The sequence below is a fragment of the Aliiroseovarius subalbicans genome (assembly GCF_022678625.1).
GTDB lineage: Bacteria > Pseudomonadota > Alphaproteobacteria > Rhodobacterales > Rhodobacteraceae > Aliiroseovarius_A > Aliiroseovarius_A subalbicans.
The window spans coordinates 50,473-62,280 of sequence record NZ_JALBYQ010000002.1 but is presented as its reverse complement, the minus strand read 5'-3'; the positions used below and the strand labels follow the sequence as shown (position 1 = coordinate 62,280).

The following is an 11,808-nucleotide window of genomic DNA, read 5'->3' as shown; positions in this document are numbered from 1 at the left end:
TCCCTCGTTAAGTTTGGTCCATGCGCACGCCCTCACGGGCAAGCCTTTCGCGCAGGACTTCGATCTCGACATCAAGATCGCTGCGGTTGTCAGTCAAAAGCTGCTGGGTCCGGGCTGTGAAATTTGCCTCAAGATCGTCCAGCAGGCGTTCGTAATCCGCGCGGGCCGCGTCGTCGCGGGTGCGGGCGTAAAGGTCGGCGAATTTGGCCGTCGCATCGCGCGCGCCCAGAAGGTAGACGCCCAGATACTTGCGTGCGGCGGTCAGGTCGCGCGGGTCATCTTCGATCGTGCGGAACATGTCGCGCGCGGTGGTCTGAAAGCTTTCGACCCGGCGCTCCAACCCCCGGTCGCGGGCGCGCAGGATCGCGTCTTTCATCGCGGCCAGATGTTTCTCTGCCTCGCCCACCGCGCGGGCAACGCGATCGGTCTGGAAGGTGTCGATCCCCTCCATCCCTTTGTCACGCAGCGGGTCGGGGCCGAAGGCTGTGAAATGCAGCACGATGCCCAAAAGTGCAAAGATGATGGAATTCACCAGGCTGCCGCCGACGTAGCCGGCGACGAACAGCCCGGCTCCGGTCAGGATCGATCCGAAGATCTTGCGCGGGATGGCCGGGCGCCGCGCGATTTTACGCGCGTCATAAGCCTCCTGCGCCAACACGCCTTCGCGCGTCAGCCAGGCCGCCAGCATCAGGATCGCAAAGGCGACCAGCGACAGGGCCAGCCCGGTTGGGTCGCGAAAAAAGGCGCGAAAGACCAAGGGCAGCGGGGCCAGGAACAGGAAGTTCACCCGCCCCCCGGCCCGCGTGCGGGTCTTGCCGTCAAACGGGTTTTTCGGCGGTTGCGATCCGCCCTTGGGCGCCCCGTCGGGGCTGTGTTCGCCACCATACCGCTGGGCCATCACGCACCTCCCGTGATGGTGACATAGATAATCAGAGCCACCAGCATGAAAAACGAAAGCTTCTGCAAGCCGTTTTCTGTCATCGATGTGCCCCTTCCCCCAAGAATTCCCAATATCGCCATATATATAGGCGATGGCGCGCAGGCTTGCCAGCGACAACACGGATATTGCGCGCCGTGAGAAGCCAGCTGCCGAAACACGATACGCCGCTTCCTTGCCGGAACAAGGGGAAAGCGGTGCAGAAAGTGACGCAGGCGGGAGGTCAGACGCCAACCTCAGGGCCCAGACACAAGAGCGGCTGATCGGTTATTTCGACCTGGTAAAGCTCGATGTATTCCGGGTTGTTTTCGAACTGAGCCACCACCCCGTCGCCGCGCCGGTGAAAGCTCCAGCATTGCGGTTCGGGTGTGTCTTCATAGACAAAACAGATGTTGCCCGCCTCTTCGTACCAATGCCCGTCCTTGCAATCGCCATCCAGGAACGACCAGAGTACGCGGCGGTTCTCCAGGTATTCTTCACCTCCGAAAGGCGCGCCGGCAAAGCCATAGATAAGGGTCTTTCCGGTCGCATAGGCTTCGAACTCCGCACCGGACATGCCCGGTTCAGCCTGCGCGGGCAAGGCTGTCAGAAGCAAGGCAAGGCACAGGTGACGCATGGCCCCTCCTAAAGCGCCGGGGTCGGGCGTGGATGCGCCGCATACCACTTTTCCAACCGCCGTCCCATCACACGCTGCCATAGGCTGGGCATCAAGGCCAGCGTCGCCATGGCCGGCAGTGAATAGGGCAGCATCGGCGCCTGGGTCGCGTCAGGCAGCCGCAGCGCCGGATAGGGGCGCGCGGGATGGGCGTGGTGGTCGGAATGGCGCGGCGCGTTCAGCATCAGGTGCGTGGTGAACCAATGCGGCGCGTTCCAGCTGTGCTGCGGCCCGACCGGTTCCAGCTTGCCCGCGCTGACATGGCCCCGTTGCAACCCGTAATGCTGCACGTAATCCGACAACATCAGTTGCACCTGGGCATAGAACGCCACAAAGACAAACGCCATGACCCCGCCCGCGCCGCCAATGCCGAAGGCAAGGATCAGCATCGCCGCACCGCCCGCCAGATAGGTCACGTAAGGGTGCAACCGTTTGCCGCTGCCGCGCATCCGGTCGGCCTTTTCAACCTCATATCCCGCCTTGAACGCACCGATCCAGGCGCGCGGAAAGAATTGATAGAACGTCTCACCCTCCCGCGCCGAATTCGGATCCTCGGGTGAGGCGACATAGCGGTGGTGGATCTTGGGGTGCGCTGAGGTGTGATGCCCGAACAAGAGCGAGATGTAGACCCATTTTCCAAGCGTAAACAACCTCTTGTCGGTACGGTGGATCAGTTCATGCGCGTTTGAATTGGACACCTGACCAAAGAACAGCCCGGCAGAGAAGAACAACGCCACCCGTTCAGCCGCGCCAAGCCCGGTGCCCCCGGAAAGCGCCAGCACCACAAGCGCGAGCAAGATGAAATGCGCGACCGCCAAGATCACGGACAACTGGTTCGCCTTGGTGAAATCCCCGTCGGCATCCGCCGTGGGGGCCAGTCGCGATACGCCTTCATCCAGGGCAAAGGCGACCATCGTGATATAGGCCAGCGCCAGCAGCGTGATCCAGCCGCCAAACACGGCCGCCAGCGCGATCAAGGCGACCGGGGACAGGGCGATAATGGCGAAGGTTTTCACAGGTTTCAGCATGGCGCACTCACCGGATTTTGGTCGCAGCCTACGTGTTTCAGGGTCGGGGGAAAAGACGCATATCGCCTGCCTGTTGCGCAATCCGCCCCGCCCCTGTCGCTTTTGGCTCGCGCGGGCAGGGCTGCGCACGCTAGTCTGGCCGAAATCACGCGGGGGTCGTCATGGCTTTGGATGAGAAAAAAGGTGTTTGGAAGTCCGGGCGCGGCAAGGGGCGGCGCGTCCCCAAAGGGCGTCAGCTGGACCCCCAGGCGCATGATGAGATCCTGGCATTGCTGGGCGATCGGCCGCGCCGACGTGATCTGCTGATCGAATTTCTGCACCTGATCCAGGATGCCTTTGGCCACCTGTCCGCACCGCATATCCGCGCCCTGGCGCAAGAGCTGGGTACAGGTCAGGCCGAAATCTATGAGGTCGCGACTTTCTATGCCCATTTCGACTTGGTGCGTGAGGGCGAGACCCCGCCGCCCGCGCTGACCATCCGGGTGTGTGACAGCCTGTCGTGCGAACTTGCTGGCGCCGAGGCGTTGCAAAAGGCGCTGTCCGATGGTCTGGACCCGGCCGAAGTGCGCGTTGTGCGGGCGCCCTGCATGGGGCGCTGCGACACCGCGCCGGTGCTGGAGCTTGGTCACAACCACATCGACCACGCGACATTTGAAAAGGCACAGACCGCCATCGCCGCCGGTGACACGCATGTGCATGTCCCGGAGTATGAGAGCTATGACGCCTATGTCGCCGGTGGCGGTTACGCGCGTCTGACTGCGCTGCGTGAAAACGGCGACTGGCAGGCGGTGCAGGAAACGGTGAAGCAGGCCGGGCTGCGCGGCTTGGGTGGCGCGGGTTTCCCGTCTGGCACCAAATGGGGCTTCGTGCGCGCCAACGACGGCCCGCGGTATCTGGCCGTGAACGGCGACGAGGGCGAACCGGGCACCTTCAAGGATCGCTATTACCTTGAACGCACCCCGCACCTGATGCTGGAAGGCATGCTGATCGCCGCCTGGGCGGTCGAGGCCGAGACCTGCTTCATCTACATGCGCGACGAATACCCAGCGGTGCTGGACATCCTGGCGCGCGAAATTGCGGCGCTTGAGGCGGCGGGCGTCGTCGCCCCCGGATACATCGATCTGCGCCGGGGCGCAGGCGCCTATATCTGCGGCGAAGAAAGCGCGATGATCGAATCGATCGAGGGCAAACGCGGGTTGCCGCGCCACCGCCCGCCCTTTGTGGCGCAGGTGGGCATCTTCAACCGCCCGACACTGGTGCACAACGTGGAAACCCTGCTCTGGGTTGCCCGCATCCTGCGCGAGGGGCCCGAGGTGCTGAACGGGCATGAAAAGAACGGCCGCAAGGGTCTGCGGTCCTACTCCGTGTCGGGCCGTGTGACCAATCCGGGTGTGCATCTGCTGCCCGCCGGGTCGACCATCTCGGACGTGATCGAGGCCTGCGGTGGCATGGCCCAGGGTCACGCGTTCAAGGCCTATCAGCCGGGTGGCCCGTCCTCCGGCATCCTGCCCGCGTCGATGAACGATATCCCGCTGGATTTCGACACGCTGCAACCGCACGGTACCTTCATTGGATCGGCCGCCGTCGTGGTTTTGTCGGATCATGACAGCGTGCGCGACGCAGCCCTCAACCTGTTGAAATTCTTCGAAGATGAAAGCTGTGGCCAATGCACGCCCTGCCGCGTGGGTTGTGAAAAGGCGGTGAAGCTGATGCAGGCCGAGAGCTGGGATCAGGACCTGTTGGAGGAGCTTTGCGTGGCCATGGGCGATGCGTCGATCTGTGGCCTGGGCCAGGCGGCGCCGAACCCGATCCGCCTGACGATGAAGCACTTCCCCGACGAGGTCTGAGCCGCAGTTGCGTTAAACCCGACAGCGTACCCTCGCGCGCTCAGCGGCTTGCACAGCGCCAGCGCCGTTTTGCGAAGCCATCGTCTGATCTGCGCCATGACGAACCCCGTGCGCCCGCTGTCCCGGTGCCTGTGATCAACCCTTGCCCCCCGGCCATCCCGTCGACAACCTAGCAGGCGTCGAACACAACATACGCATCGCGGTTGCAACCCACATGGCCCCTTGGGAAATGATGCGTATCCTGTTGGGCGGTTTTGCCCTGAAGGGCATCGCCCAGGGCAACAGAAGAAAAACAGAAAACCCATCACGCGCATGCCCAGCTGCCCTTGACCCCGGTGCACAAGCGGCGCAACTCTGTTCCCGCTTGTAAAGGGGTTTAGCATGACATCGACATGGATCATTTGGATCGGTCTGGCGGTGGCGCTGCTTTATCTTCCGATGACGAGCAACCCGGCCAGTTGGCCGCGCTCGGTTGTGAAAACCGTGCCGCTTTTGTGCTTTGCGCTCGCTGCGTATGTTGCCGGAGGTGCTGCGTTCCTGGTCGCAGGGCTGTTTCTGTCGGCGCTGGGTGATTTCGCCCTGTCGCGCCGGGGCGAGGGCGCGTTTCTCTATGGCCTGTCGGCCTTCGCCTTGGCCCACCTTGTCTATATCCTGCATTTGACCGGACTATCCGGCCAGATGCCCTGGGAGGCTTTTGCACTTTTCCCACTTCTGGCGCTGTTCCTGATCGCACTGACCTTGTCGGCTGAGCTCTGGCTGATCCCTCATGTCGGCGGTCTGCGCTGGCCGGTTCGGGCCTATGTGCTTGTCATTACAGGCATGGGACTGGCCGCGCTGACGCTGCCCGTTGGCCCCGTGACACTGGGCGCGGGTCTGTTCATCCTGTCCGACCTGATCCTGGCAGTGCAGCTGTTTCGCATGGGCGAAGATCACCCGCTGGTGAACCCGGCCGGCTGGGTGCTTTGGACCTGCTATGTGCTGGGGCAGGCGCTGATCCTGACCGGAGGCCTTCCATAGCGCGCCAAAGCGCATTAACTGAGGGGGAACACCCCGGAGGCCCGCATGGCATTTTTCAAGAAACTCAAAGACCGCCTGTTCAAGTCGTCCTCGAAGATCGAGGAAGGGCTGGAGGCCATTGTCGAGAATGGGGGCGAAGAAGAGGTTGTCGAGACCGCTGCGGAGGCCCAGGAAGACGCGCAACAAGACGCGCAGGAGCCTGCCCCAGTTGAGGATCCATCGCCAGAGCCTGAACCTGCCCCGGACCCCGAACCTTTGCCGGACCCGGCCCCGGTTGAAGACCCGGTGCAAATGCCCGACCCCGTTGAAGCCCCGACCCCGATCGAGCAGCCGCTTCCCGAGCCCGAGCCCGAGCCCGAGCCCGAGCCCGAGCCCGAGCCCGAGCCGACCCCGGCACCGACCCCAGTCGAAGATCCGGTTATCGCACCGGATCCAACTCCCACACCGATCCCGGTCGAGCTGCCGCAAGACACACCCATCGAAGCGCCTCAACAGATGGACCCGACGCCCGCCGTCGAGGTGCAGGAAACTGCCCGCAAACCCGGCTTCCTGGGGCGTATGCTGGGACGGGGCGAGGCGAAAACCGTCACCCGCCGCGTGCTGGACGACGATATGTTGGAAAGCCTTGAGGATCTGATGATCACCTCGGACATGGGCGTCGATACCGCCATGCGCGTCACCGCGAACCTGTCGGAAAATCACTTCGGCAAGAAACTGTCAGTCGAGGAAATCAAGAGCCTGCTGGCCGACGAAGTCACCCGCATCATGGACAGCGTCGCGGTGCCGCTGCCGCTCTATCCGAAAAAGCCGCAGGTCGTGCTTGTCGTCGGCGTGAACGGATCCGGCAAGACCACGACGATCGGCAAGCTCGCGTCGCAATTCAAATCCGCCGGCAAGTCCGTGGTGATCGCTGCGGGCGACACGTTCCGCGCCGCCGCTGTCGAACAGTTACAGGTCTGGGGCGACCGTGCTGGCGTGCCGGTCCTGACCGCGCCCGAAGGCTCGGACCCGGCGTCGCTGGCGTATGACGCGATGACCAAGGCGGAAGAAGACGGTGCCGACCTATTGATGATCGACACTGCCGGCCGGCTGCAAAATCGCGCCGACCTGATGGAGGAGCTGGCCAAGATCGTCCGAGTCATCAAGAAAAAGGACGACACCGCGCCGCACAATACGCTGTTGGTTCTGGACGCCACCACCGGTCAGAACGCGCTGTCGCAGGTCGAGACCTTCCAAAAACTCGCCGATGTGTCCGGGCTGGTCATGACCAAACTTGACGGCACCGCAAAGGGTGGCGTTCTGGTGGCGCTGGCGGATAAATTCGCCTTGCCGATTCACGCCATCGGTGTTGGCGAACAGATCGACGACCTGGCCCCCTTCGACCCGGAAGATTTCGCCAAAGCCCTGACAGGCGCCTGATCTTTTTCTTGCCGAAAATATCCCGGGGGTCCGGGGGCTGGCCCCCGGCCTTGCCCGCAGTCGCACGATGAGCGATTGGCTGATCTCCCTCGAAGGCACGCCCGCCGGACACGACCTCGCGCTTTGGCTTGCTCTCATGGCAGCCTTCCTGCATGCGCTCTTCGGCGCGCTTCAGAAGGGTCGGCACGACCCTTGGCTGACCCGCGGTGCGATCGACGCCTCCTATGGTCTGATCGCAGCCCCCTTCGCCCTGTTCGTGGTGCCCTGGCCCGAACCGCACATGTGGCCGATCTTCGCCGCCGTCTTCGTGATCCACGTCGGATACAAGGTGGCGCAGGCCTATACCTATACGCTGGGCAGTTACACCGTGGTTTACCCGGTCGTGCGTGGCACCGGGCCGCTGTTCACCGTAATCGGCGCAGGCTTTCTGTTCGGAGAGGTCTTCACCTGGGTGCAATGGCTGGGCGTCGCCACGCTTTTGGCCGGGATTTACGGCCTTGCAGCTTACAACCTGAAACACTGGCAGATCGGGCGCGACAAGCTGAAACCGGCCATCGCAATGGCGGTTCTGACCGGGGGCTTTGTGGCCGCCTATACCACCTGGGACGCCTATGGCATCCGCGCCACCGCGGACCCGTTCACCTTTCTGGCCTGGTTCTTCTTCATCGACGGGCTGTTCATGCCGCCTCTCGCCGCATTGCGCTGGTGCAACATGGCCCACCGCCCCGCGCTGGGCCCGCTCGCGCTCAAGGGTTTAACCGGCGCGATCATTGCCTATCTGTCCTTCGGGTCGATCATGCTGGCCACCCGTCTGGACAGTGTCGGCGAAGCGGCCGTGCTGCGTGAAACCTCGACGGTGTTTGCAGCCCTCATTGGTTGGCTGGTTCTGGGTGAAAAGACCGGCCCGCGCCGGGTCACATTGATGGCTTTGATCGCGGCGGGCGCCGTGATAGTCGAAATGGGCGGATGACAGGGAGCCTGATATGAGCACGAAACAACCAAGCCCCGGCCTGAAAATGGCATTGGAGTACGGGCCGATCATCCTGTTTTTCGTGGGCTATGTGTTCCTGAAGGACCGCGTGTTCACCGTGGGTGGCACGGAATACACGGGCTTCATCGCGATGACCGCGCTGTTTATCCCGCTGCTGGCGCTGTCGACGCTGGCGCTGTGGCGCCTGACCGGCCACATCTCGAAAATGCAGATCGTCACGCTGGTGCTGGTCGTGGGCTTTGGTGGCCTGTCGATCTGGTTCAACGATGAACGCTTTTTCAAGATGAAACCGACGATGATCTACCTGTTGTTTGCGGGCATCCTGGGCTTTGGCCTGATGCGCGGGCAAAGCTATCTGGAAAGCGTGATGGACGCTGCCTTGCCGCTTCAGCGCGAAGGCTGGATGATCCTGACAAAACGGCTGGCGCTGTTCTTCCTGTTCCTGGCGGTCGCGAACGAAGCGATCTGGCGCACCATGTCCACCGACGCCTGGGTGAATTTCAAGACCTTTGGCCTGACCCTTGGCACCTTCGGGTTTTTCATGAGCCAGGCGAAGCTGTTCGCCAAATTCGGCATTCCCGAAGACGCGCCCAAAGATTGATCAGCGCTTGAACAGTAGCTTCTGCGCGTCCTTGTCGGTCTGCAGGTTGGACCGCGCCTCGGCGGCAACAGCGCGGCCCGCGATAACGGCGGGTCGGGCGCTGACCTCCTCCAACCACCGCGCCAGGTGCGGTTTGTCGTCTAGCGTCTGTTCTTGACCTTCCCACATAGATGCCCAGCCCCAGCAGGCCATGTCGGCAATCGAGTAGAAATCACCAGCCAGATACCGGTTGTCGGCCAGCTGCCGATCCATCACGCCGTAAAGCCGCGCGGTTTCGGCGCGATACCGGTCCTTGGCATAAGGCAGGTCGTGGGGCGGGTCCATCGCCGGGGCGTATTTCAGGAAATGATGCGTCTGTCCGGCCATCGGACCCAGCCCGCCCATCTGCCACATCAACCACTGGTCGACCGCGATCCGGTCGCGTTCGGTTGGCCCGCCGAACTGCCCGGTCTTGCGTGCCAGGTATTGCAGGATCGCCCCGCTTTCAAAGATTGAGATCGGCGCCCCGTCCGGCCCGTCGGGATCGACAATCGCAGGCATCCGGTTGTTCGGCGCGATCTTCAGAAACGCCGGGTCGAATTGATCGCCCGCACCGATATTCACCAGCTTCACTTCATACGGTAGGCCCATCTCCTCCAGCGCGATGGTGATTTTCCAACCATTCGGTGTCGGCCAGTAGTGAAGCTCGATCGGGGTGGTCATGTGCGGCTCTCCTGTCTGCGGTGGCTTGACGCAGCCTAGGGGCTGCGCTACCCCCAGACCAGAGGCGATTTGTCCACCGGATTGCGGGCCTCTTAAAAGATGCCGCTAAAGAGGTCAGGGAAGATGCCCCCGACGCTCGTGATGCGGTGGGGGTTTTTTTGTGCGGAAAGGATCGCGCGATGACGGAGTGGAGCAAGCGGACAAAGGCAGTGCATGCGGGCACGCGGCGCAGCCAGTATGGCGAGATCTCCGAGGCGATGTTCCTGACCCAGGCCTTCGCCTATCCCACCGCCGAGGCCGCCGAGGCGCGGTTCATCGAGGCCGGTGAAGATGAGTTCATCTATGCCCGCTACGGCAACCCCACCAACCGCATGTTCGAGGACCGCCTGGCGATGCTCGAAGGCACCGAGGACGCTTTTGCCTGCACCTCGGGCATGGCGGCCGTCAACGGCGCGCTGATGGCGCTGACCCAGGCGGGCGATCACGTCGTATCCTCGCGCGCGCTGTTCGGGTCGTGCCTGTATGTGCTGGAGGAGGTGCTGGGTCGGTTCGGGGTGGACATCACCCTGGTCGACGGTACCGACAACGCGGCCTGGGACGCGGCCATTCGGCCGGACACGAAGCTCGTGTTTCTTGAGGCGATCTCGAACCCCACGCTTGAGGTGATCGACCTTGCCCATGTGGTGAAGGTGGCCCACGCCAGCGACGCTTTGGTTGTCGTGGACAATGCCATGCCAACCCCGGTCTTTTCCTATGCGGCCAAGCTGGGTGCTGATCTGGTGGTCTATTCCACCACGAAACACGTGGACGGGCAGGGGCGCATGTTGGGCGGGGCCATTTGCGGCAGCCGTGACCTGATCCGCGGTCCGATCGAAACCTACATGAAACACACCGGGGGGGCGATCAATCCCTTTGCTGCCTGGACCCATCTGAAGGCGCTGGAAACGCTGGATTTGCGGGTGCGTGCGCAGGCTGACAGCACCATGCAGGTGGCCGAAGCGCTGGCCGGGCACGCGAAGCTGTCCCGCCTGAGCTATCCCCAGCATCCCAGCCATCCACAGCACGCGGTGGCGATGGAACAATCCCCGTCCGGCGGCACCGTGCTGGCGATCGAGGTCAAGGGCGGCAAGGAGGCCTGTTTTCGTTTCCTGAATGCGCTTGAGATATTCACCATCTCGAACAATTTCGCGGATGCGAAATCCATCGCCACCCACCCGGCGACGACCACCCATCAACGGCTGCCGCAGGATCAGAAAGATACGCTTGGCATCTCGGACGGATTGGTGCGCTTGTCGATCGGGCTGGAAGACCCCGAAGACCTGATCCGCGACCTGAAACAGGCGCTTGCGGCGGTCTGAACGTCGCACCCGGTGTTGTCGATTTGGTTTTTTGCCGTCAAACCCTTACATTAGGGCTGCGTGACAGGAGCCGGAGGGGCCGCCATGAACAAGCACACACCAGAGATCGATCAGGCACCTGATCGGGACGAGGCGGAGCAGGCGTTGCAGGTTCTGCGTGACTGGGCGGCGGCGGCCGACCCGGTTGAGGTGGCGCAGCTGGACCCGTCCATCGCCCGCCTGCTGCCCGGAGGCGAGGTCTCGAACTACCCGGCGCTCAACCGCGATTACCCGTCCGATTTCGCGCCGGATGCGGAGTACAAGGCGGGAATGCCCGACCTGCAAAACGGCCCCGCCAGCCTGATCCAGGGCGCCAAACGGCATATCCAGCATGTGGGCATCTCAAACTTTCGCCTGCCGCTTCGGTATCACACCCGCGACGGGTCGGACGTGCGGCTGGAAACCTCGGTCACCGGCACGGTCAGCCTTGAAGCCGGCAAGAAGGGCATCAACATGTCGCGCATCATGCGCAGCTTTTATGCCCATGCGGAAAAGACCTTTTCCTTCGAAGTGATCGAACACGCGCTGGACGATTACAAGGCCGATCTGGAAAGCCTGGATGCGCGCATCGAAATGCGCTTTTCCTACCCCGCACGGGTGGAAAGCCTGCGGTCGGGCCTTATGGGCTATCAGTATTACGACATCGCGCTGGAGCTGTTCGAACATCACGGCAAACGTCGCAAATTCCTGCATCTCGACTATGTCTATTCCTCGACCTGCCCCTGTTCGCTGGAACTCAGCGAACACGCGCGCCAAAGCCGCGGTCAGCTGGCAACCCCGCATTCGCAGCGCAGCGTCGCGCGGATTTCGGTCGAGAAGGTCAAGCAGCCGGGCCACACGCTGTGGTTCGAGGATCTGATCGACCTGTGCCGCGCCGCTGTGCCGACCGAAACACAGGTGATGGTGAAGCGTGAGGACGAACAGGCCTTTGCGGAACTGAACGCGGCCAACCCGATCTTTGTCGAGGACGCGGCGCGGCTGTTTTGCGAACAATTGCAGCAAGACCCGCGCATCGGCGATTTCCGCGTGGTCGCCAGCCATCAGGAAAGCCTGCACAGCCACGACGCTGTGTCGATCCTGACCGAAGGCGAAACCTTCGAGGCACAAAGCCTGGACCCGAAGCTGTTTTCGACCCTGTTCCACGTTGGTTAAACAGTCCGGGGAAGGCTCGGCTTTGCCGTATCTCGCTTGACACATGCGCCGTGCCCGTCCAA

General features: G+C 62.7%; 11 protein-coding genes and 1 riboswitch. Of the genes, 7 read left to right on the top strand and 4 right to left on the bottom strand.

What is annotated here, in order from left to right; translation table 11 throughout:
* Nucleotides 1-7 precede the first annotated feature (7 nt).
* From MN188_RS08065 to MN188_RS08055, 3 genes are all read right to left on the bottom strand, one after another.
* A complete protein-coding gene (locus MN188_RS08065) occupies nt 8-898 on the bottom strand; it encodes a 5-bromo-4-chloroindolyl phosphate hydrolysis family protein (RefSeq protein ID WP_242107632.1) in 891 nt (296 codons plus the stop codon).
* A gap of 262 nt (nt 899-1,160) precedes the next feature.
* Nucleotides 1,161-1,553 (bottom strand): hypothetical protein, encoded by a 393-nt coding sequence (locus MN188_RS08060; RefSeq protein ID WP_242107623.1) that lies wholly within the window; start codon nt 1,551-1,553, stop codon nt 1,161-1,163.
* 8 nt (nt 1,554-1,561) lie between these two features.
* The gene (locus tag MN188_RS08055; RefSeq protein WP_242107621.1) at nt 1,562-2,620 is read right to left on the bottom strand and encodes an alkane 1-monooxygenase; all 1,059 of its coding nucleotides are present in this window, start codon (nt 2,618-2,620) and stop codon (nt 1,562-1,564) included.
* A 161-nt stretch (nt 2,621-2,781) separates the two neighbouring features.
* Between MN188_RS08055 and MN188_RS08050 the strand changes: the two genes are divergently transcribed.
* The 5 genes from MN188_RS08050 to MN188_RS08030 all read left to right on the top strand — a co-directional run bounded on the left by MN188_RS08050 (nt 2,782) and on the right by MN188_RS08030 (nt 8,495).
* Entirely contained in the window at nt 2,782-4,467 is a 1,686-nt protein-coding gene (locus tag MN188_RS08050; protein WP_242107613.1) for an NAD(P)H-dependent oxidoreductase subunit E, read from the top strand.
* A gap of 381 nt (nt 4,468-4,848) precedes the next feature.
* On the top strand, nt 4,849-5,484 hold the full coding sequence (locus MN188_RS08045; RefSeq protein ID WP_242107611.1) for a lysoplasmalogenase: 636 nt from the start codon (nt 4,849-4,851) through the stop codon (nt 5,482-5,484).
* A gap of 45 nt (nt 5,485-5,529) precedes the next feature.
* Complete coding sequence (gene ftsY, locus MN188_RS08040) at nt 5,530-6,903, top strand: signal recognition particle-docking protein FtsY (protein WP_242107609.1); 1,374 nt, start codon at nt 5,530-5,532, stop codon at nt 6,901-6,903.
* Between the two features lie 67 nt (nt 6,904-6,970).
* Entirely contained in the window at nt 6,971-7,873 is a 903-nt protein-coding gene (locus MN188_RS08035; protein WP_242107607.1) for an EamA family transporter, read from the top strand.
* A 13-nt stretch (nt 7,874-7,886) separates the two neighbouring features.
* Nucleotides 7,887-8,495 carry an inner membrane-spanning protein YciB gene (locus MN188_RS08030; protein ID WP_242107606.1) on the top strand — a complete coding sequence of 203 codons (609 nt, stop codon included), beginning with the start codon at nt 7,887-7,889 and terminating at the stop codon, nt 8,493-8,495.
* On the opposite strand, the gene MN188_RS08025 is transcribed toward MN188_RS08030, so the two are convergent.
* The gene (locus MN188_RS08025; protein ID WP_242107604.1) at nt 8,496-9,197 is read right to left on the bottom strand and encodes a glutathione S-transferase N-terminal domain-containing protein; all 702 of its coding nucleotides are present in this window, start codon (nt 9,195-9,197) and stop codon (nt 8,496-8,498) included.
* A 51-nt stretch (nt 9,198-9,248) separates the two neighbouring features.
* Nucleotides 9,249-9,327: riboswitch (SAM riboswitch) on the top strand.
* A gap of 49 nt (nt 9,328-9,376) precedes the next feature.
* Between MN188_RS08025 and MN188_RS08020 the strand changes: the two genes are divergently transcribed.
* Together MN188_RS08020 and folE2 are read left to right on the top strand one after the other, a co-directional pair.
* On the top strand, nt 9,377-10,555 hold the full coding sequence (locus MN188_RS08020; protein ID WP_242107602.1) for a trans-sulfuration enzyme family protein: 1,179 nt from the start codon (nt 9,377-9,379) through the stop codon (nt 10,553-10,555).
* A gap of 84 nt (nt 10,556-10,639) precedes the next feature.
* Nucleotides 10,640-11,746 (top strand): GTP cyclohydrolase FolE2, encoded by a 1,107-nt coding sequence (gene folE2 / locus MN188_RS08015; protein ID WP_242107600.1) that lies wholly within the window; start codon nt 10,640-10,642, stop codon nt 11,744-11,746.
* The last annotated feature ends 62 nt before the right edge of the window (nt 11,747-11,808 follow it).

Coding starts and splice junctions, on each gene's coding strand:
- MN188_RS08025 (WP_242107604.1), bottom strand. CDS start 9,197: ATGACCACCCCGATCGAGCTTCACTACTGGCCGACACCGAATGGTTGG.
- folE2 (WP_242107600.1), top strand. CDS start 10,640: ATGAACAAGCACACACCAGAGATCGATCAGGCACCTGATCGGGACGAG.
- MN188_RS08060 (WP_242107623.1), bottom strand. CDS start 1,553: ATGCGTCACCTGTGCCTTGCCTTGCTTCTGACAGCCTTGCCCGCGCAG.
- MN188_RS08055 (WP_242107621.1), bottom strand. CDS start 2,620: ATGCTGAAACCTGTGAAAACCTTCGCCATTATCGCCCTGTCCCCGGTC.
- ftsY (WP_242107609.1), top strand. CDS start 5,530: ATGGCATTTTTCAAGAAACTCAAAGACCGCCTGTTCAAGTCGTCCTCG.
- MN188_RS08030 (WP_242107606.1), top strand. CDS start 7,887: ATGAGCACGAAACAACCAAGCCCCGGCCTGAAAATGGCATTGGAGTAC.
- MN188_RS08065 (WP_242107632.1), bottom strand. CDS start 898: ATGGCCCAGCGGTATGGTGGCGAACACAGCCCCGACGGGGCGCCCAAG.
- MN188_RS08050 (WP_242107613.1), top strand. CDS start 2,782: ATGGCTTTGGATGAGAAAAAAGGTGTTTGGAAGTCCGGGCGCGGCAAG.
- MN188_RS08045 (WP_242107611.1), top strand. CDS start 4,849: ATGACATCGACATGGATCATTTGGATCGGTCTGGCGGTGGCGCTGCTT.
- MN188_RS08020 (WP_242107602.1), top strand. CDS start 9,377: ATGACGGAGTGGAGCAAGCGGACAAAGGCAGTGCATGCGGGCACGCGG.
- MN188_RS08035 (WP_242107607.1), top strand. CDS start 6,971: ATGAGCGATTGGCTGATCTCCCTCGAAGGCACGCCCGCCGGACACGAC.